This window comes from Caballeronia sp. LjRoot31 (assembly GCF_964253885.1).
Taxonomy (GTDB): Bacteria; Pseudomonadota; Gammaproteobacteria; order Burkholderiales; family Burkholderiaceae; genus Caballeronia.
On record NZ_CAXURX020000002.1, the window covers coordinates 2,261,560 to 2,281,929 of the forward strand.

The 20,370-nt window shown below is 59.9% G+C and carries 19 protein-coding genes; 9 read left to right on the forward strand and 10 right to left on the reverse strand.

All coding sequences use genetic code 11. From position 1 onward, the window contains the following. The first annotated feature begins 112 nt into the window (after positions 1 to 112). Positions 113 to 364, forward strand: a complete 252-nt coding sequence (locus ACSQ8V_RS28420; RefSeq protein WP_436207911.1) for a hypothetical protein — start codon at positions 113 to 115, stop codon at positions 362 to 364. A 104-nt stretch (positions 365 to 468) separates the two neighbouring features. Here the strand turns inward: ACSQ8V_RS28420 and ACSQ8V_RS28425 are convergent, their stop codons facing one another. The 5 genes from ACSQ8V_RS28425 to ACSQ8V_RS28445 all read right to left on the reverse strand — a co-directional run bounded on the left by ACSQ8V_RS28425 (position 469) and on the right by ACSQ8V_RS28445 (position 5,012). Continuing rightward, the gene (locus ACSQ8V_RS28425) at positions 469 to 705 is read right to left on the reverse strand and encodes a type II toxin-antitoxin system Phd/YefM family antitoxin (RefSeq protein ID WP_436207912.1); all 237 of its coding nucleotides are present in this window, start codon (positions 703 to 705) and stop codon (positions 469 to 471) included. A gap of 198 nt (positions 706 to 903) precedes the next feature. Continuing rightward, positions 904 to 1,530 carry an MlaC/ttg2D family ABC transporter substrate-binding protein gene (locus tag ACSQ8V_RS28430; RefSeq protein WP_213764267.1) on the reverse strand — a complete coding sequence of 209 codons (627 nt, stop codon included), beginning with the start codon at positions 1,528 to 1,530 and terminating at the stop codon, positions 904 to 906. 364 nt (positions 1,531 to 1,894) lie between these two features. After that, positions 1,895 to 2,383, reverse strand: coding sequence for an Lrp/AsnC family transcriptional regulator (locus ACSQ8V_RS28435; protein ID WP_436207913.1), 489 nt, complete (start codon positions 2,381 to 2,383; stop codon positions 1,895 to 1,897). A 10-nt stretch (positions 2,384 to 2,393) separates the two neighbouring features. Further along, positions 2,394 to 4,034, reverse strand: a complete 1,641-nt coding sequence (locus tag ACSQ8V_RS28440) for an acyl-CoA synthetase (protein ID WP_436207914.1) — start codon at positions 4,032 to 4,034, stop codon at positions 2,394 to 2,396. Positions 4,035 to 4,061: 27 nt separating this feature from the next. Next, complete coding sequence (locus tag ACSQ8V_RS28445; protein WP_436207915.1) at positions 4,062 to 5,012, reverse strand: SDR family oxidoreductase; 951 nt, start codon at positions 5,010 to 5,012, stop codon at positions 4,062 to 4,064. A 176-nt stretch (positions 5,013 to 5,188) separates the two neighbouring features. Here ACSQ8V_RS28445 and ACSQ8V_RS28450 point away from each other — a divergent pair, with 176 nt between their 5' ends. The 3 genes from ACSQ8V_RS28450 (at position 5,189) to ACSQ8V_RS28460 (ending at position 9,314) form a co-directional block, all read left to right on the forward strand. Next, a complete protein-coding gene (locus tag ACSQ8V_RS28450) occupies positions 5,189 to 5,902 on the forward strand; it encodes a TetR/AcrR family transcriptional regulator (protein ID WP_436207916.1) in 714 nt (237 codons plus the stop codon). Between the two features lie 420 nt (positions 5,903 to 6,322). Continuing rightward, a complete protein-coding gene (locus tag ACSQ8V_RS28455) occupies positions 6,323 to 8,566 on the forward strand; it encodes a TonB-dependent receptor (RefSeq protein WP_436207917.1) in 2,244 nt (747 codons plus the stop codon). Positions 8,567 to 8,630: 64 nt separating this feature from the next. Further along, positions 8,631 to 9,314: a Fe2+-dependent dioxygenase gene (locus ACSQ8V_RS28460; protein WP_436207918.1), complete on the forward strand. Its 684-nt coding sequence runs from the start codon at positions 8,631 to 8,633 to the stop codon at positions 9,312 to 9,314. A gap of 13 nt (positions 9,315 to 9,327) precedes the next feature. On the opposite strand, the gene ACSQ8V_RS28465 is transcribed toward ACSQ8V_RS28460, so the two are convergent. Next, on the reverse strand, positions 9,328 to 9,657 hold the full coding sequence (locus ACSQ8V_RS28465) for a type II toxin-antitoxin system PemK/MazF family toxin (RefSeq protein ID WP_436207919.1): 330 nt from the start codon (positions 9,655 to 9,657) through the stop codon (positions 9,328 to 9,330). Further along, complete coding sequence (locus ACSQ8V_RS28470) at positions 9,651 to 9,899, reverse strand: AbrB/MazE/SpoVT family DNA-binding domain-containing protein (RefSeq protein WP_213764275.1); 249 nt, start codon at positions 9,897 to 9,899, stop codon at positions 9,651 to 9,653. Before ACSQ8V_RS28470 ends, ACSQ8V_RS28465 begins: the two co-directional genes overlap by 7 nt. Before the next feature lie 289 nt (positions 9,900 to 10,188). Here ACSQ8V_RS28470 and ACSQ8V_RS28475 point away from each other — a divergent pair, with 289 nt between their 5' ends. Beyond that, positions 10,189 to 12,801 carry an MMPL family transporter gene (locus ACSQ8V_RS28475; RefSeq protein ID WP_436207920.1) on the forward strand — a complete coding sequence of 871 codons (2,613 nt, stop codon included), beginning with the start codon at positions 10,189 to 10,191 and terminating at the stop codon, positions 12,799 to 12,801. 67 nt (positions 12,802 to 12,868) lie between these two features. Then, the gene (locus tag ACSQ8V_RS28480; protein WP_436207921.1) at positions 12,869 to 13,747 is read left to right on the forward strand and encodes an MlaA family lipoprotein; all 879 of its coding nucleotides are present in this window, start codon (positions 12,869 to 12,871) and stop codon (positions 13,745 to 13,747) included. 245 nt (positions 13,748 to 13,992) lie between these two features. On the opposite strand, the gene ACSQ8V_RS28485 is transcribed toward ACSQ8V_RS28480, so the two are convergent. After that, positions 13,993 to 14,871, reverse strand: coding sequence for an alpha/beta fold hydrolase (locus tag ACSQ8V_RS28485; RefSeq protein WP_436207922.1), 879 nt, complete (start codon positions 14,869 to 14,871; stop codon positions 13,993 to 13,995). A 94-nt stretch (positions 14,872 to 14,965) separates the two neighbouring features. Between ACSQ8V_RS28485 and ACSQ8V_RS28490 the strand changes: the two genes are divergently transcribed. From ACSQ8V_RS28490 to ACSQ8V_RS28500, 3 genes are all read left to right on the forward strand, one after another. Next, positions 14,966 to 15,886: a LysR family transcriptional regulator gene (locus tag ACSQ8V_RS28490; RefSeq protein ID WP_436207923.1), complete on the forward strand. Its 921-nt coding sequence runs from the start codon at positions 14,966 to 14,968 to the stop codon at positions 15,884 to 15,886. A gap of 188 nt (positions 15,887 to 16,074) precedes the next feature. Further along, a complete protein-coding gene (locus tag ACSQ8V_RS28495) occupies positions 16,075 to 16,464 on the forward strand; it encodes a hypothetical protein (RefSeq protein ID WP_436207924.1) in 390 nt (129 codons plus the stop codon). A 564-nt stretch (positions 16,465 to 17,028) separates the two neighbouring features. After that, positions 17,029 to 17,340: a hypothetical protein gene (locus ACSQ8V_RS28500; protein WP_436208024.1), complete on the forward strand. Its 312-nt coding sequence runs from the start codon at positions 17,029 to 17,031 to the stop codon at positions 17,338 to 17,340. Positions 17,341 to 17,676: 336 nt separating this feature from the next. Here ACSQ8V_RS28500 and ACSQ8V_RS28505 read toward each other — a convergent pair whose 3' ends face one another. Together ACSQ8V_RS28505 and ACSQ8V_RS28510 are read right to left on the reverse strand one after the other, a co-directional pair. Next, entirely contained in the window at positions 17,677 to 18,624 is a 948-nt protein-coding gene (locus ACSQ8V_RS28505; protein WP_436207925.1) for a hypothetical protein, read from the reverse strand. Positions 18,625 to 18,630: 6 nt separating this feature from the next. Continuing rightward, positions 18,631 to 20,355 (reverse strand): ShlB/FhaC/HecB family hemolysin secretion/activation protein, encoded by a 1,725-nt coding sequence (locus ACSQ8V_RS28510; protein WP_436207926.1) that lies wholly within the window; start codon positions 20,353 to 20,355, stop codon positions 18,631 to 18,633. Positions 20,356 to 20,370 lie beyond the last annotated feature (15 nt).

Here is a 20,370-nt window from a genome sequence, read left to right on the forward strand (position 1 = left end):
GGGTGGATAAGGTCGCGATGAGCGGCGTTATCCACCCGTTTTGTATTTCAAGATGCGTGTGTGGCGCACCCGTGTAGCATCGCGGGTTTTCAAAGCAAACAAGCAGGAAGCAATGGCTGACTTCAGCGTAATGATCAATCTCGGCAAAGCCGATCTGGACGACTACTCTCTCTTGGCGAAGATACTGCGCAAGACCGGCTTCAGCGAGACAAAAGCGGCGCAAGTGGCAGCGGACTATCGGCTGTTGCCCGCTTCGTTCAGGTACTCCAGCGAGACCGAAAACATGACCGCGGTAAGAGAGAAAGCGCTGAAGTCAGCGAAGAGCGTTTCATCGAAGGCGATGGTGCTCGTGTCGGAATGCTGAGGCGGGGTTAAGACCGCGAGCGCGAAACTTGCTGCGCATAAAGTTTCGGTAGTGCCTGGGGGCGGGAGTTTGCCAAGCAAGTTAACGTGCGTATCCAGACACGATCACCATGCCGCCGCCCAGTCATCTTCTCCCGCTGGGTCCATCGGATTGTCGTAACGCAATAGCGAGCCGCGTAGAAGATCGAGCGGGTCCCGCGCATCCGTTTGATACGGCCGCAACTCCAAGGTTGGCTGCCCAAGGTCAGTCACGATCAAGCTCTCCCCCGATGACTCCACCAACCTGAAGAATTCAGATGCTTTCGCTTTGAATTCGGATTTCGATACTCGTCGATTTGGCATTTTGTGCTCGGGGCATAAGGTCGATGCTCATCTTGGCGGATGAGGCGAGACTTTGTAAGAGCCATTAGCGTTAAAAACAGCGGCGCAAAAAAAGGCGCTCCCGCTTGTCGCCAGTTGCGCCTGTTGGCCCCGCTACTCCGTAGTGCCTCAGACTCGCTCACCCACGCTTCATTTGCGAATCCAGGCTCTACCCCTTCCTCACTCCGCCGTCCGCGCGTTATGCGCGGTCAGGAACTTGATCAAGCCGTCGACGCCACCCTTCGACAACTGACCCGCGAATTGCGTCTGGTACACCTGGATCAGCCACGCGCCCATCATGTCGATGTCGTAGATCTTCCAGCCGTCCGGCGTCTTTTCCAGGCGATAACGCACCGGGTTATCGCCGCCGCTCGAGTACACGTGCGACTGGACGACAGCGTCTTTCCCGCCAGCATCGAGCGTCGGGGCGTCGAATTTGAACTTGACGTCTTCATCGCGTAATTGCGACAGCGACGAGGTGTAGGTGCGCACCAGCAGCGTCTGGAATTGCTCGTAGAGCGCCTTCTGCTGGTCGGGCGTCGCCGTGCTCCATGCCTTACCAACGGCAATCCGCGTGGTGCGCTGGAAATCGGTTGCCGGCACGAAACGCGTCTGCACCAATTGCGTGATCTTGGCCATGTCGCCGCCACGCGCGGCAGGATCAGCCTTCATCGCGTCGACAGTGCCTTCCACAGCGCTTTTAACGACGGCATCTGGGCTCGTCTGTGCAAACGAAGCGCTGGAAAACAACGCCGCCGACAAAGCCAGGGCGAATAGGGCAACACGGACAGGCAAATAGCGTTTCATACGACCGATATCGAGTAATGGAGGGCGGCGTTCAGCCCGACGCGCCGGCTTAGCTGAAAAACGCAGTAAGTATATCGACCCGCGCCAGCCGTGACAGTTCAGCACGTTCGAAGGATTGTCGGTCTGCGGCTGGCGCGGGAACCAGGGGAAACGAAAAATCGCGGATCACTGGCTCTTCTGCGCCTCGCGGTTCTTGAGAATCTGTTCCAGCCGCCGCGAGTCGGTAAACATGGAGGCGACCGCAGCGGCTTAGTTAGCGCGCTTCCTGGCGGCGGATCGGCATAGGGTCATCGTGTGCGGCGAAGCCGCCACGAAATGCGTTGAGGTTGGGTTTACGGCGAGTCGGTCTTGACGCCACCGTCAGTCAAACCTGCGGGCTCGGCCCGCGCTCCAGATATGTCGTCAACGCGATGTAACTGCGCGTGCCGGTGAACCCTTCTATCGAATGAATACGCTCGAGCAGATGTTCGAGTGTTTGCGTGTCACGGGTTCGCACTTTCAGCAGCATCGCGCTTTCGCCAGTCACCGTATGGATCTCTTCGACGTCCGGAAACTCGGCCAGTTGCAGTAATTGACGCGTGACGGCCCAACTGGAGGTATCGACGTGAACAAATGCCAGCAGCGGCCGGCCAACGCTTGCGCCGTCCAGCGTCGCCACGGTCGCCTTGACAACGCCATCTTGCTTCAAGCGCTTCGCGCGTTCGTGAACGGCGGGCGCGGACAAATGCAGCAGGCGGCCAAGCTCGGCGTAGGTCCGCATGGCATCTTCGGCGAGCAACGCCAGCAGCTTGCGATCGGTCGCGTCGAGAATGGCTTGCGGCTTGCGCTTGGGCGGGGCCATCTCCGAGGTCATTCGCGGGTCCTCATGGCTTGGCCGAATTGTTCAGACCCGGCAACCCTGCCCGTAATTCCTTGCGCATCACTTTGCCGGTCGGCGTCATCGGCAACGCGTCGACAAACCTGACCTCGCGCGGATATTCATGCGCGGCCAGCCGCGTCCTGACGTGCTGCTGAAGCTCACGCACCAGCGTTTCATCCGGGACGAATCCCGCATTCAGCACGATGAACGCCATCACGATCTCCGTGCGCGCCGCGTCCGGCGCACCCACAACCGCCGCCATGCTGACGGCGGGATGGCGCAGCAAACAATCCTCAATAGGCGCAGGACCGATCCGATAACCCGCGCTGGTAATCACGTCGTCGTTGCGGCCAACGAAGCGGATAAAACCATCGGCATCGCATGAACCGAGGTCGCCGGTCAGCAGGAACTGGCCGCGAAATTTATCGCGCGTGGCCGGCTCGTTGTTCCAGTAGCGCAGGAACATGACCGGGTCGGGCGCGGCAATCGCAATATTCCCCGGTGTGCCGGGAGGAAGTTCTGTGCCTTCATCGTCGACGATTGCCACGCGATGTCCCGGCACGCCGCGCCCGATCGCCCCCGGGCGAGGCTCGAACAACGCAGAACACGACGACACCACCACGTTGCACTCGGTCTGCCCGTAGAACTCGTTGATGGTCACGCCAAGCGCCGCCCGGCCCCAGGCGATCAGCTCCTCGCCCAGCGATTCGCCGCCGCTCGCCACCGCGCGCAACGACAACCGCCACTGCTCGGGACGGGCCACCGAGCGCATCATCTTGAGCGCGGTCGGCGGCAGAAAGGTGTGCGTGACGCCGTGACGCGCCATCAGGTCGAAAGCGGCCGGGCCATCGAATTTTTCGAAGCGCCGCGCGAGCACCGCCACGCCGTGATGCCAGGCGGGCAGCAAGACATCGAACAGGCCTCCAATCCACGCCCAGTCGGCGGGCGTCCACATCAGCCGGGCGTGCAACGGGAAAAGACCTTGCGACATCTCGACGCCCGGCAAATGACCGAGCAACGCCCGATGGGCAAGCAACGCTCCCTTGGGCTTTCCCGTCGTGCCGGAGGTGTAGATGATTGCGGCGGGGTCGTCGCAGGAGGTATCGGCGGGAGTGAAGACGTCCGTTTCCGCGCGCAGCGAATCCCAGAAGGAATGGGCGTTTGCGTGGGTGGTGGTATCGACGCAATAGGCATTTTTCAGGTCTGGCAGCGTCTCGCGAACCTGCTCCAGCTTCTCGAAACCCGCGTGGTCGGTGATCAGCGCCGCTGCGCCGCTATCGGCGAGCCGGTACTGGATGGCATCGACGCCGAATAGCTGAAACAGCGGCACCGCGATATAACCCGCCTTGTAGATGGCCAGATGCGCGATGGCCGTCTCCGGCGATTGCGGCAAGAATATTCCCACGCGGTCGCCGCGCTTCAATCCCGCGCGGGCAAGCGCGTTGGCGAACTGGTTGGAGAGCGCCTTGAGGTTATCGAAGGTGAAACGCGTTTCCGAGCCTTCGCGGGTCTCGTAGATGAGCGCGAGGCGGCCGGAACCGTCGGCCCATTTATCGCAGGCGTCCACGCCGATGTTGTAGTGCGCGGGCACCTTCCACGTGAATGTCGTGGCGAGGGTTTCATATGAATCGGCTGCGGGAAGCATCGCTTCTCCCTGGTTTCTGGTTAAGGCTCATTCGACGGCGGCTTGATCGTCGGATCTGTCTTCGGCGGCGAATTCCTGCAACCCCGCAGGCGGCCGATACCGCGAAAACCCGTTGAATTCCAGCGTACGCCCAGCGGCCGCCAAGGGCCACGAATGCCGTGCGTTCGGCACGCCGCCATCGACGCGAATCACCGTCCCATTGATGAACGCTGACGCCTCAGAAAGCAAAAATACCGCCGCCGCCGCGAGTTCCGATTCGGTCCCAAAGCGCTGCAACGGCACCTTGTGCTTGAGTTCGCGCAACAACGCACGATAGCGTTCGTCGTAACTATCCATGCCCGCCGATGCAATCCATCCCGGCGCCACGGCATTCACCCGCACGCCGGCGTAACCCCATTCGCACGCGGCCGTTTCCGTGAAGTTCCAGACGCCGGCGCGCGCGGCGCCCGAATGGCCCATGCCGGGCATGCCGCCCCAGATGTCCGCGAGCATGTTGACGATCGCGCCGCCGTGATCGCGCATCCATTGCGTAAAACATTCGCGCGACATCAGGAAAGTGCCGTGCAGGTTGTTGCGCACGACAGCGTCCCAGCCATTCAGGGAAATCTTGTCGAGCGGCGCGGGGAACTGGCCGCCCGCGCAATTGAAGAGGCTGTCGAGCCGGTTGAAATCGGCGAGTGCGGTAGCGACGACTTGTTTGACGCTCGCTTCGTCGCGGATGTCGCAGGCGTAGCAGCGCACGCGTTCGACGCTTTCAGGGTAGTCCTCGGCCAACTCGTCGCGCACGGTTTCCAGCTTCGCCAGGGTTCGTCCGATCAGGATCACCGAAGCCCCCAGCGACACGAGTTCGTGCGCTGTGCATCGGCCCAGACCGCTGCCACCGCCCGTCACCATGACAACCTTGCCGGTGAACAATCCGGGACGGAAGACGGAGCGGTATTGATGCTGACTACGGGGATCGTTCGGATTGGATTCCATGATTCTCAACCTGCTTGGACGCATGCGTTTCAATGAGATTGAGTAAAACTCAACTACATGGCAACGTCAAGCCGGTTAAACCTTGATCTCTCTCATAAATCTGCTGCAATTCCACTATTAATCCGATTGAGCTAAACTCAAAATATTACTTCTGACGATCGACTTTCAGCGCCTATATGACCCAGTCGAAAACCCTCCCCGTACGTCGCGCACCGTCGAGCATCAAGTCTGAACAACGCATCAAGGACATCCTGCTCGTGGCGCGGCAAGTGTTCTCGGAACGCGGATATGCATCGGCGACGACGATCGATATGGCGCGTCGGCTGGGGGTATCGGAGGCAACGGTGTTCACGTATTTCTCCGGCAAGCGCGACCTGTGCGTGCGGGTGATCTGCGACTGGTACGACGAGATCATCGCGGAGATCGAAACCACGCTGCCGCACATCACGGGCACGCGCGCAAAGCTGTTTTTCCTGATCCGTACGCATTTGTATCGGCTGATGATCGATGGGCCGGGGCTGTGCGCGCTGATCCTGTCCGAAGGGCGCGCGAAAGACGACACATTCGGCGATGAAATCGTGCAACTCCAGCGGCGCTATACCGCGCCGCTGATGCAAGTGCTGTCGGACGGCGTGGCAGCCGGCGATATCCGCGACGACCTGCCCTTAAGCCTGCTGCGCTCCAGCATCTATGGGCCGATGGAACACGTGCTGTGGGACGCGATCAGCAAGAAAACGGTGGATATTGAAGAAACGTCGAAACGATTGTCCCTGCTCCTTTGGCAGGGTTTGCAGCCGCCCAATCCCAAAGTCGCCGCCCTCGGGCAATTGCAGCGCGACATGGCGGCGGCGCTCAGGGTGTTTGAGGACACCTCACGCTCACCTGAATGAAAGCTCTGTTTTCGTAGCTTTCATCCGATGATTACGGTTGACCGCGACCTGCGCGACAACATCCGTGGCCTTCCATACTCCGGCATAACCCCTCTTATCCCCGCCCCATAACGCTCCGCCCTCCACGGTGCGTTTTATTTCCCTCGATAAAACCGCCCCGCAAAAATCGCGGGGCCTTTGTCCGTCAGCTATCCGCATAGTTCCCGATATCGTATTGAAAACAATTCTTAACTGTGTAATGATATTGATTCGTATTTCGGAACTACTAAGGGAAACGGCGCGCATCTGTCGCAACGATGGACTGCTCCTTCGGCCGCGCCCTTTGCCAACCGCTCACGCCGCCGCGGGCATCGCGGAAGTAATTGACCGGCATGACGCAACAGCGCCGGCTTTTCGACCATCCAATACTCGGGGAAACACATGTTGAGGAAGACACCGCTTGCCGCGGCGATCATGACCGCGCTGGCGGCTCCTGCTGCCATTCCGCTCTATGCTCATGCGCAGGCTGCGCCGGTCAGCAAGACCGATCAAACCGCTCAGGCGGAACAACCCGAACAACCCGCACAAGCCGCACCTCTCGTCGAAAACGCCGCGCTACCGGCCGTGCATGTCTCCGGCCAGGCCATCGGCACGCCCGATTTCCAGCCCGAAAAATCGAGCGTCGGCGCCAAGGTCCCCACCGCGTTGCGCGATATCCCCCAAGCGGCCGTGGTGGTCCCGAAAGCCGTGCTGCAGTCCCAGGCAGCCACGTCTTTCTCCGATGCCCTTCGCAACGTCCCCGGTGTCACCATTGGAGCCGCGGAAGGCGGACAGATCGGCAACAACATCAACTTGCGCGGTTTCTCGGCGCGCACCGACATTTATCTCGATGGCTTCCGCGACCGCGGCCAGTACTATCGGGACACGTTCGACCTTGAATCCATCGATGTGCTGTATGGCCCGTCCTCACTCTATTTCGGGCGCGGCTCCACGGGCGGTGTGATCAACCAGGTGAGCAAGCAGGCGGAGCTGAAAGCGCACGCATCGGTGTCCGTGATGGCCGGCACGAGCGACCGCTACCGCACCACGGTGGACATCAACCAGCCGCTGTCCGATACATCCGCCGTGCGGCTCAACGCGTTCGGGCAAGACCTCGGCTCGACCCGCGACGTGATGAAGAGCAAGGACTACGGCTTCGCGCCGACGGTGCGCTTCGGCATTGGAACGCCGACGGAAGTCACTTTGTCAGCGTTGATCCAGCACAACCGCGACCAGCCGGACTACGGCATTCCGCCGGTGAACGGTGCGCCGGTCCCGGTCAGCAAGAGCCAGTTCTACGGTTTCGAAGGCGATCGGACGATCCAGGACGTGCAGACGTTCTCGGCGCGGATCCAGCATCGTTTCGACGACAACCTCACGCTGCGCAACCAGACCCAGTTCAGCCACTACGGCACCGAAGCGACCGCGACCAACGCGGCGGCGGTCCTGACCGGACCGCTCGGGACATCGACGGCACTCGCCAACGGGAATTACACGTCGTTGCCGTTGTCGTCGTTGTACGTGAAGTTGCAGGGCAAGGACCGCAACATCAACGATCACTCGGTCTACAACACGACCGATATCGATTACAAGTTCAACACCGGATTCCTCAAGCATGAGGTGATTGCAGGCATTGACCTGAGCCACGAGACCTACAGCAACCAGTCGTTCACCGCGACCGCGCCGGGCCTGCCGTCGAACACCATCGCGATCGTGCCGCTGCTCAATCCGCAATACACCACGCGACCGGCCAACACGCAGGAAGTGGCGACCAACCTGGCGGAATCGAGTGCGAACGGCGTGGGCATTTATGCCAACGATACGGTCTCTGTCGGCCAGTACTGGAAGGTGGTGGGCGGCTTGCGCTGGGACCGTTACGAAGCGTCGATCAAGAACACCCTCAACGCGCCTTCTTACGCTACGCAGACCAATTACTTCACCAGCGTGCGCGGCGGGATCATTTTCCAGCCGACCGACTGGCAGTCGTACTACGTTTCATACGGCACGTCGTTCAATCCGTCGCTGGAAGCGCTGACGCTGACCAACAACCAGCAGAACACGCCGCCGGAATCGAACCGTTCGTATGAAGTCGGCACGAAGTGGGACTTGCTGAACGGCGGGTTGTCGGTGACGCAGTCACTGTTCAATATCGATAAAACCAATGCCCGCACGCTCCAGGCCGACGGCAGCTACACGCTCGACGGCGACGTGCGCGTGCGCGGTTATCAACTCGGGCTGGCTGGCCACATCACCAACAAGTGGCAAGTCTTTGGCGGCTATACGTACATGAACGGCCAGGTGGTGAAGGCGCTGGACAACACCAACGGCAAGACCCTGGCGAACACGCCGCGCAACATGATCACGTTGTGGACGACGTATGACCTCACGCCGCACTGGACCTTCGGCGGCGGCCCGGTGTACACATCGTCGCGATATGCCGCCAGCAACGACTTGGTGCAGGTGCCTGCGTACACGCGCTGGGACGCAATGGCGGCGTTCCACCAGAAACATTACGACGTCCAGTTCAACGTCCAGAACCTGACCAACAAGCACTACTACGACGCGCTGATTCCATCGGATGGCGGCCGCGCGGTGCCGGGTTACGGCCGGACGTTCCTCGCGACGCTAAACTACCGGTTCTATTGATCGACTGCAGGACACGTGAGCCGCGCGATGCAAATCGCGCGGCCGCTGCCCCCCCCAAAAAAACATGATCCTTTCGATACCCAACGTCCTCAGCCCCGAGGTCGCCGCCGCCATGCGTCAGCGGCTTGAAGCATCGGATGCGTGGGTGGACGGCCGCGCGACGGCCGGCTATCAGGGCGCACCGGTGAAGCGCAACCAGCAGATCGCGCAGGAAGCGCCGATTGCGTTCGAACTCGGCGATGTCATCGTCGGCTCGCTGGAACGGCATCCGCTGTTCATCAGCGGCGTGCTGCCCAACAAGCTGTATCCGCCGCTCTTCAACCGGTACGAAGGCGGAATGCATTTCGGCAGTCATGTGGATGGGGCAATCCGGCTCGTGCCGGGACATGGCACGCGAGTGCGAACCGATGTATCGATCACGCTGTTCCTCACACCGCCGGAGGACTACGACGGCGGCGAACTGGTAATCGAGGATACCTACGGTGTGCAGGAAGTGAAGCTGCCGGCGGGGCATGCGATTGTTTATCCGGCGACCAGCTTGCATGAGGTACGGCCGGTAACGCGGGGAATGCGGGTATCGAGTTTCTTCTGGGCGCAGAGCCTCGTTCGCGATGACACCCGCCGCAGCCTGCTATTCGATATGGACAACGCCATTCAACGGCTGAACGCACAGAACGCCGACGACGCCGCGAGGCGAACGCTCGTGGGCTGTTATCACAATCTGCTGAGGCTTTGGAGCGAGACGTAGGGGTTGGCGTTGGCTAGACGGCGAAGACTTCCTGCAAGGTCCGCAATGCGACCGAGAGCGTATTAGCCGGTACAACGCCGAGCTTCTTCACCAGACGGGTTTTATCGATCGTGCGAATCTGATCGAGCAGGACCAGTCCTTTCTTCTGGCTGAACACAACGGATACACGGTAAGGCGCGGGCCGGCTTTTGGTCGTCATGGGCGCGACGATCACCGTGCGCAAATGGTCATGCAACTCAGGCGGCGATATCACCACGCAAGGCCGGGTTTTCTGAATCTCGCTGCCGACAGCAGGGTCCAGCTCATCCAGTTTAATGAGCCAGACCTCTCCGCGCACTACCACGCAAGCTCCGAATCATCGGCGTTCGGAAACTCGCCCAGCACAAGCTCGTCGTCGCCGGCTTGGGCTATTGCCTTGCTTGCGTCAGACCACCCTTGGCGGGGCTTCTTTTGCGGCTTTCTTAAAACAATTGCGTCGTTTTCCACTTCCATCTCCACTTCGTCCTCCAGCCCAAGTTGGGCCAGGATGGGTTTCGGAATCAACACGCCTTGCGAATTACCCATCCTGCGAATCGTTGTTTTCATCGCTTCACCGTAATGACAATGTTAGTCCGAAAACGAACTGAGCGGCCGCACAATGTTAGTACAATTTGCCATTAAGTGTGCGCTGACCTCGGTGCCTATCCGGACCCGGCTCGCAATCGGCTAAAGCGATCGAAAAATTTTTGTCCGCCGGCCACGCCAGCCCGCAAACCGTAGCGCGAACGCGCCTTCTGCAAGCATCTCCTCACGCCCGGTATACTCACGCGGCGCCTCACGGCCCCCTGTCCAGACAGCCAAACATCAGAACAAGCCCTCCGAGGCATCCGTCTTCATGCTCACGCCTCTCATTGCCCGTCTCGTCACATTATCGATTCGCCGACCCGGCTGGATCATCGTTTTGTCGCTGCTGATCGCCGTGCTGAGCGGCTATTACGTGGTACATCACTTCAAGATCAGCACCGACATCAGCCAGTTGATCGAGACAGAGCCCGACTGGGCCGCGCGCAGCCACGCGATTGACGAAGCCTTTCCGCAACGGGGATCGACGGTGCTCGTGGTGATCGAAGCCCAAGCGCCTGAATTCGCCGACGCCGCCGCCAACGAGCTGGCCGCCGCGCTGACCAAGAACACGGTTCACTTCACGGCGGTGTCGCAACCCTCGGGCGGCGACTTCTTCGAGCACAACGGCCTGCTCTACCTCTCCACCGATAAAGTCGCCGACACCACCCAGCAACTCGTGAAAGCGCGTCCGCTGATCAACGCGCTGGCCCACGACCCCACGCTCACCGGCCTTGCCGGCACGCTCAACACCAGCCTCAACCTGCCGTTGCAACTTGGTCAAGTGACGCTCGGGCAAATGTCGAAGCTGCTGGGCCAGAGCGCAGACGTGCTCGATAAAGTCCTCGCCGATCAACCTGCCGTGTTCTCGTGGCGCAATCTGGTCGATACCTCGGCCACGCATCCCGCGCGTGCATTCGTCACCGTGCAGCCGGTGGTGGACTACAACGCGCTGGAACCCGGCGCGAGCGGATCGAATGCAATTCGGGCAACGGCAAATGAGCTGAAGTTATCGGAGAAATATGGGGCGGTCGTGCGGCTGACCGGCGAACAGCCGCTCTCCGATGAAGAATTCGCGTCGCTGAAAGACGGCGCCGTGCTCAACGGCATCCTGACGTTCATCGTCGTGCTGGTGATCCTCTGGCTCGCGCTGCGCTCGGGAAAGATGATCATCTCGGTGTTCATCACGCTGTTCGTCGGACTGACGATCACCGCCGCGCTCGGCCTGCTCATGGTCCACGCGCTGAACCTGATTTCGATCGCCTTCATGGTGCTGTTCGTCGGGCTCGGGGTGGATTTCGGCATTCAGTTCGGCGTGCGGTATCGCGAGGAACGCTTCAAGGACGACCGGCTGGACGTTGCGCTGGTGAATACCGCGCGCCACGTTGGCGTGCCGCTGACGCTCGCCGCCGCCGCGACAGCCGCGAGTTTCTTCTCGTTTTTGCCAACCGCGTATCGGGGCGTGTCCGAACTCGGGCAGATTGCGGGCGTCGGCATGCTGGTCGCGTATTTCACCAACATGACCTTGTTTCCGGCGCTGATCAAGGTGTTCGCGCCGGTTGGCGAAGCAGGCTCGCCGGGCTTTCCGAAGCTCGCGCCGGTGGACGATTTTCTCGCGCGCAATCGCACGCCGGTGCTGATCGGTACGCTGGCAGTCGTGATCTGCGCGCTGCCGTTGCTGCTGCATCTGCGTTTCGACTTCAATCCGCTGAACCTGAAGGACCCGAAAACGGAGTCCATGGCCACGCTGCTCTCGCTGAAAGACGCGCCCGAAGCGGCCGTGAACGACGTGAAGGTGCTCGCGCCGTCGCTTGAGGAAGCGGACAAGATCGCGGCGAAGCTCGAGAAGCTGCCGGAAGTGGAGCGCGCGACGACCTTGTCGACGCTCATTCCCGCTGATCAGCCGCAAAAGCTCGATTTGATTGCCGCTGCGGCCACTCAGCTTTTGCCTTCGCTGGACCAGCGGGTTGCAACGCCTGCCAACGATGCCGTGCGCGTCGCTACGCTCAAGCGGCTATCAAACTCGCTTGCCCTCGCCGCCGACGAACATCCCGGCCCCGGCGAAAACGAAGCGCGTCACCTCGCGGCGGCGCTGAAAAAGCTCGCCGCAGCCGATGCCGCCACCCGCGAGCGCGCCGAGCACGCCATGTCCGACCCGCTGCGCATTGCGCTGGGCCAGATGCGCGCGCTGCTGCAACCGTCGCCGATCACGCTGGCGTCGCTGCCTAAGTCGATGACCGAAGGCTGGCTCGCCGCCGACGGCCACGCCCTCGTGGAAGCGTCGCCCAAAGCGCTGGACGGCAAGAGCCGCGACGACGACAAATCGCTCGCCCGCTTCGCGAATGCCGTGCAGAAAGTCGAGCCGAACGCGATCGGCGGTCCGATCTCGGTGCTGCATTCGGCCAATACGATCATCAAGGCGTTCGAGCAGGCGGCGGCGTTGTCGCTGATCGCCATCACGATCCTGCTGTGGCTGACTTTGCGCCGTATCGGCGATGTTTTGAGAACTTTGATACCGTTGCTCGTTTCCGCCGTCGTCACGCTGGAGTTATGCGTGGTGTTCGACATGCCGTTGAACTTCGCGAACATCATTGCGTTGCCATTGATGCTGGGCATTGGCGTGGCGTTCAAGATCTATTTCGTGATGGCGTGGCGCTCCGGACAAACCGGCCTGCTGCACTCCAGCCTCACGCACGCCGTGTTGTTCAGCGCCGCGACCACGGCGACGGCGTTCGGCAGCTTGTGGTTTTCGCATCATCCAGGCACATCGAGCATGGGCAGGCTCCTGGTCCTGGCTCTTTTTACGACGTTAATCGGCGCCGTGGTATTTCAGCCGGTTCTAATGGGAAAACCCCGGGTGCAGCCAAAAGCGGCCGACGCCGTTTAGACCGTCCCTCTTTGAACCGTCCCATAACGCACTAACCACTCACGCACGACCCTAAGGAAACCGACCCATGAGGATGGCAAAAACGCCCGATGCCGCCCGCACTTTGCGAGCGTGCTCCGGCGGCGTGCTGCTCGCCGCTGCTTTCGCCCTGTCCGGTTGCGCCACCGGCCCCACGGCCAAGCCGGGCGATCCGCTGGAGCCGATGAACCGCGAGATTTTCAAGTTCAACGACGCCGCCGACAAATACGTCGCCCGCCCGATTGCGACCGGCTATGTGAAGGTCACGCCGGCCCCGATCCGCACTGCGGTCAGCAGCTTCTTTTCGAATATTGGCGACATTGGCAACTTCGCGAACAACCTGCTGCAGTTGAAGATCACCGACGCGACCGAAGACCTGATGCGCCTGGTGATCAACTCCACGTTCGGGATTGGCGGCCTGATCGACTGGGCGACGCCTGCCGGGCTGCCGAAGCACAACCAGGACTTCGGGCTGACACTGGGCCATTACGGCGTGCCGTCGGGACCGTATCTGGTCTTGCCGCTGCTCGGGCCGAGTTCGGTACGCGATTCAACGAACTGGATCGCGAGCTATCCGCTCAATCCGGGGACTTATTTGAGTACGGAAGCGAGTGTGTCGTTATTCGTCGCGCAGTTTGTGAGCGCACGGGCCGATCTGCTGGGTGCAACCGATATCCTGTCGCAAGCCGCGCTGGATAAATATGCATTCGTCCGCGATGCCTATACGCAGCGCCGACAGTATCTGCTGACGGGCGCGGCGAACGCCGCACTGCCGGATTACGGCGATGAAAGTGGTGCCACCGCAGCGCCGGCGGGTGCCGCGAGCGCGACGGCTGCGCCGGCGAAGCCGGGCATGGGTGGGAGCAGTAGTTCGCAAGGCTTGCCGAACTACTCCGATCCGGCAGCCCCGGCACCGGCCGGCAAGTAACCCGGTTTGCGATACGGCGTGCTCGCCGTATCGCAAATTCCTTAAATCGAGTGTTGCGCTTGGCGTTGCCGCCGTCGTCTGATTGGAGAAATGTTTCCATTCGGCGAGGCGGCGGCGCGTATTGGTCGCGAAGTACCGTTCGCGGAGTCTCCTTGCTTGTCATTCACCAGCACTTGCTGATTGCCATCGGCGTGAAAGATATCCGCAAATGCGGGCCGCTGACAGACAAGTGTCCGACATGATGCTCAACTCCGAAGGAACGGCAGCGCACACTCGAGCAGCAACTCGGGCGCTTCCTCCGGAATGTAGTGACCGCATGGCAGCGAGTGGCCGCTGACGTTATCGGAGAAATGACGCCACTCGGCGATAGGATCGAAGCACTTTTCGATCACGCCTTCCGCACCCCATAGCGCGAGAAAATCGCAGGTTATCTTTTGGCCCTTCGCCAACGAGTCGCGGTCGTGTTCCAGGTCGATGGTGACGCTCGCGCGATAGTCCTCGCAGATGCCATGAGGGGTTCCCGGCTGTTGCAGGCAGCGCAGATATTCCGCGTACGCCTCGGGCGTGAACGGCTTCAACCCCGCACTGCGCGCGCCGATAGTTTGCTTCAGATACAGGTCGGCGTCCGCGCGGATCAGTGTCTCGGGGAACGGCGCGGGACGGACCAGGAAAAACCAGTGCCAATAAGCGCGAGCGAATTCGAACGAGGTCTTCTCGTACATCGCGAGCGTCGGCGCTACGTCGAGCGTGATCAGTTTCTTGACGACCGCTGGATGGTCCAGCGCCATGCGCACCGCCACCCGGCCGCCGCGATCATGAGCGAGCACCGCGAACGACTCGTAACCCAGCGAGCGCATCAGGTCGACCTGATCCTGCGCCATACGGCGCTTCGAATAATTGCTGTGATCGGGGAGGCCTTCTGGTTTGCCGCTATCGCCATAACCGCGCAGATCCGCCGCCACGACGGTGAAGTGTTTCGTCAGCTCGGGCACGACCTTGTGCCAGATCGCATGGGTTTGGGGATGGCCATGCAACAGCAGCAGCGCCTGCCCATTGCCGCCTTGTATCGCCTTGATCCTGACGCCATCGATCGTTGCCGATACGTCCTTGAAGTCATTGAACATCGCTGTCTCCCGCAGTTTTATGAAGTTTAATTGATGCATTGGCCGATATAGTATCTATTCGGGCAATCCAGACTTAACTTCCAGGAACTAATCGATGGACGGCTTTTCGGACCTCAACCTGTTCACGCTCGTCGCACGGCATCGCAATCTGGCGGCGGCTGCGCGTGATCTCGGCGTGACCCCGCCTTCCATCAGCAAACGTCTCGCGCAACTCGAGCGACGGCTCGGCGTACGGCTTTTAAACCGCACCACACGGCGCGTCAGCCTCACGCCCGAAGGCGAGTTGTATCTGGCGAACGGCTCGCGCATCCTCGATGAACTCGCCGAACTGGAACAACTCGTCACGAAAAGCCAGGCGGAGCCGACGGGTTTGCTGCGTGTGAATGCATCGTTTGGATTTGGGCGCAGCCGGATTTCGCCGGCGGTGTCGAAGTTCATCGAGCGCTATCCGGCGATCAAGATTCAGCTTCATTTATCGGACCGGCCGGTGAATTTGCAGGAGGAAGGTTTCGACCTGGGCATCCGTTTCGGCGATGTCCCGGACGCCCGCATCAACGCGCGTTTGCTGCTCAGGAACCGGCGGATTGTGTGTGCATCGCCGGGATATGTGGCGAAATACGGGTTGCCCGCGACGCCCCACGACCTGACGAGGCACGCGTGCCTCGTGCTGCGCGAGAACGAATCCGCTTATGGGACGTGGCATTTCACGCGCGGCAAAAAGGTGGAGACCGTCAAGGTCGATGGCCCGCTCAGCAGCAATGACGGCACCGCGGTGCTGCAATGGGCGCTGGACGGACGCGGCATTGCCGTGCGCTCGCAATGGGAGACGGAGGCGCTGGTGCGTGACGGGAAACTTGTCGTTCTGCTAAACGACTGGGCGCTGCCGAATGCGGATATCCACGCAATTTATTTAGAGCGGCATCAGTTGTCCGCGAAATTGCGGACGTTTGTGGAGTTCCTGGGGGAAGAGTTACGCGCGACGGTGGGCCAGACAAGCGCTGCTCAATATCGATAAGTCGAACTTGCGCGTGTCTTGGGACAACGACGCGAGACTACGAGCCACTTGCCACCGCCCGATGCGTAATCGTTTTCATGAGTGACGTTCGCCAATCTTTCATCGCCAGGGATTGTTTTATTCGATGCGACTGTCGACCGGGCAAATTGGGCAGGAAAAGGCAGCGTTTAATTAATTGATTAAACGCGATGGTTCGTATCGCAAATGAGCAATGCGGATATTTAACGCGCCCGCTTTTCGACGGGCGTGTTTTATCGATACCCGGACGGTTTGTTTCAAAGCGGCTTGGCGTTGACTTTCGGTTTGGACAGCCAGATTTATGCGGCCCGATCGAAAGACTGCTGCATTACTCGCTGTTGCGGCGCATGCCGACGTTCGTCTATTTCCGCCATGCCATACGCAAGGGCAAACTTACGGGCATCGACAGGGCACGGGAAATGGCCCAGCACGCCAGTCGCGCGCTGCATACCATCAACCTCCCTGACGATAAGCATAGCTGCGTACAAGCCATCGTCGTACGCGGCCAGCGGAATCAAGACGACATTCTCGTAAGCGATCTCAGCGTATTGCATGACTGAATCCCCCAAGTTGACGACTCACTACTCTCTCAGCGCACCAGTTGGTCTGGCACGACATTGTGTTTAGGCATTATCAATAAGCAGAAAATAAGAATCAACTGGATTTTCCCTATTACGGGTTTATACGTGGAATTACCCCGATGTTATGTGGCGACTACTTCATTTTATTCATTTATTTGGTGCATGCAGCAGGTGAAAGGACGCTTGTACAGACAGAGTATGTCAATTTGATGAGATACGTGGGTCAACGCATGGAGGCACTGTTGTCGTGCGGTTGATGCTTATGGTGGCGGTTGGCTGTTTCTTGCGGTTGGGGCTGGCGGAGGGTCTGGGCGTCGTCGAGCTTGGATTTGTCTTGGCGCGGAACCGGGCGTTTGCGGGTGTTGCGGTTCCCGGTCGCTTCGAAGACATGCAGCGCGCTTCGCGCAGGGAGATTCTGGAATGCCGTTTTATCTTGGCGAATGTGACAACGTTTGGGGGCGCTTTGATCTCGATATCAGGCACGTGATATGCGCGCAATCCTTACACCGACAGCAATGTCCTGATGATCTATGGGGGGAGCTTGTGAAACTCGATCCGACTGCATGGTTTCCGTTGAGCGATTACACACCGGTGCGCGACGGATGGTACGAGGTGCAACTCGCGAGCGGCGAAACAGCATTCGCGAAGTTTGGTACGGACGGATGGACCGAAAAACCGATGCTCGTATTTACTCACTGGCGCGGTCTTTCTGGCGATCCGGGTAAGGTGGATGGTGCGGAGAGTATTGATGCTGAAGCGACCGCAGCGGAAGGAGTTAGAGCGGTTTGGGATACGTTCTTCCCCGGGTCAGGAGCGGAGCGGCATAAACCGCTGGACGCGGGGCATAGTAAATAGGAGCGGTGTAGTTTGATGACCCGGTAGGGATGGATAGACTGGCGACCGTGGGGGGCTCGCCAGTTTTTTAGGTTTTGGGTTTGTTGCGGTGAAGGCGGCAGGCAAGTGGCTCCTTGATTTTAAGTTCTGCGCGCGCTGTTACTGTGCGGAAAAGACCCTATCAGCGTTGAGAGTTCGGGAAGATGCAGCCTCGATGCAAATCCGGTACGAATAGTCCCAATAGACGACGGAGCCGATGACGGCAAGTAACGCCGCGACTCCGAGAACTGAAATCACACGTTTAATCAAAATTGCCATTCTTTATAGCGGCCAACCCGGTTAAAAATCACGTGCCCGTCACAGCCCGGTCGCGTAAGACTTCAGTTCCTGGACAATGAAACTCGACGCGATCTGGTTATACGCAATATCGGTACCCGCCAGCAGCGTAATCGGCACGCTCTGTCCGGCTACGGCATAGGTTGCGGCATACACCCCAGCGTTTAGTTGTGCATAGCCAGATGCTGGTGCGTTCCCGCTCATGCCTGTCAGATAAGAGACGTCTCCTAACGTAGCGACCGTTCCGCCAAACTGCTGTTGCAGTTGCGCAAGAGTTTGTGAATTGGCGACCGCCCCGCTTTGCACGACGAGCATCGGCGCGCTCGCGGTGATTTGCGTTGAATAGCGAATCGATCCGCCTGGCATTGCCGCCGTGTCTGTGGCAAGCACATGCGCGACGCCGCCATCCGTATCATTGGCCACGGCCGAAATCGATTGGCCGGAGACGTCCGATGGCGTCAGCGTTGCCCGAAAGACATCGGCGGAGCCGCCAAGACCGAACGTGAAACCGGTCGAATCCTGGTCGAACATCTGGATGTCGTTGCCAATTCCCAACGTGCTGAAATCGCCGGCCGCCGTGACGATTGTCTGGCGTGCAAGCGTCGCGTTGTATTGTCCGATGACCGCGCTGGTTTGCTCGTTAAACACGGTGCTGCTTGCGGTCGATATCGACAGTTGCTCGCTTGCGACGCCCGTGTATTGAGAGGACGTGCTCTTGCTGCTGACGAAGCTGACATAACCGGTCCCGCCTGGCTGCAGAAATATCGATGAGATAAATGCCGATGCAGAACTTGGTATAGACCCGCCTGTGGCGCCGCTGGCGCCCGTCTCGGCCATATTGTTGACGTTGCCATTATTGCCGGTGTCTCCACCGCCTCCGCATGCCCCGAGTGCGCTTAGCGATATCGCGGCAAATAACCTGGAGAGGGGCAGAGCGAAATAGCCTGACGAAGTTTTTCGTGATGTCATGGTTGTTCAGTATTGGTAGATGACCTGGATGCCGGCGGTCGCGCGGGCCGTCGGATAATTCGATGGCTTGTATACCGGCGTGCCCACGAAGAAGTCGTAGCTGACGGCACCGGCAACGCCGGCCTTGCCACCGCGAATGCCGAGCACCGCACCAGCGAGTTGCTTGCCAAGCAGCGCGGCGACGCTGGGCCCGTACACATGGCCGTAGTCAAGGCCCACATACACGACCTGACCGCTATTGCCCACCGGCAATTCAAGATCGTTGCGCCAGTAGAAGCCCTTCTCCGCGCTCAGGAGATATTCACCGTCGAATCCGCGCACGCTATAGAAGCTGCCGATGGAGATATCGTCGATATAAAACAAACGTTGATTCGTGAACTGCCCACGGAAGGTGCTCGCGTATCGAAACGGAACGTCGCCGAGTTTGAACGGTACGGACAACGACGCATCGAGCGTCGCCATTTTGTAGAGATACGTCTGCGGGAGCGTCTGCCCGCTGTACGGATCGTGGAGATCACCTTGCGCGCCGAACCACGGCACACCTTGCTTATAGGCAAGTGTTGCGTCGAGCGTGGCGCTACCCGCATGCTGACGACGCGTCAGGCCAACCTCGAAAAACGAGTTGTCGCGATGTTGCGCATCGATCTCCGTATCTTCGATGAAGCTGCGTCCATAGCGGCGGGAGAGTTGCATTTCGACGCCTGTCTTGCTGGTTTGATCGCGATACAACAACCGGTCGATACGGAAGTTGAATGACTTCGTATCGCCTTGGGATATGAACGTCTGATTCGCGCCCGCTATATGCTGAAAGTAGCTGCTTTTGTTGCCCGAGAGCGAAAAGCTCCAGTTTCCCCAAGGCACCGAGTAATACGCGTTCAGTCCATGTGTGCCGTACTTCTTGTCGGTGAAATAGAGGTCGTTCGATACGCCGATACTGAGAAGGTCGTTAAGACCAAGCGGATTGTCCAGGCCGAACGTGGCGGTCCCCTGAAACTTGCCGGTCTCGCGGGTTCCGGAGTTATCTATTCCCAACACGAGCTTCCACGGTTTTGAGCGCTGCACCTCGATGACGATGTCACTCGTCCCTGCAACGGCCGCCGGCTCGATCTTCATGTCCGCTTCCTGGCTCGCGACACGCTTCATCTGCTCCAGGCCCTGTTCGATGTCACGGAGGTTCAGCAAATCACCGGGACGGCTTGGGAAGGCCGAACGCCACGTACCGCGGATTGTGGGATCGGCAAAGCGGATATCGTGGATGGTTCCCGGCAGCAGTTCGAAGCGCAAAGCGCCCTTCGACAAGTCTTGATCCGACAGCAGCACGCGAGTCGTTACAAAGCCGCGTGCAAGGACCTGTGCGAGCACGCCCTTGCGCAGGAGTTCGATGCCGTGTTGCCCGACGCACTGGCCCGCGTACCGATTTAGCCACTGGCGTGCGAAGGGAAACGCGTCGTGTAGCGAGGCGGGATCGTTGAAGGATTGGATGCGATCAGGAAGGGTCGCGGGGACGTCGAGCGTTATGGTGTCGAGTTTGAAACACGGCGCTTCCGATGGCAGGACAGCGGGGATCGGCTCGCTGCTTACAGGAAGCCGGACGTCCGGCGTCTGCCATTGGCGGTCCCGCTCCTGCGCTCGCTCGCGTTCTTGCTGCAGTTGATCCTGAAGTGCGGAAGTACGCGCTGCTGCGACTGCGTTTGGATCGGGTTGCGTTTGGGCAAGCGCAATCAGAGGCATCGCTAGGAGAGCCAT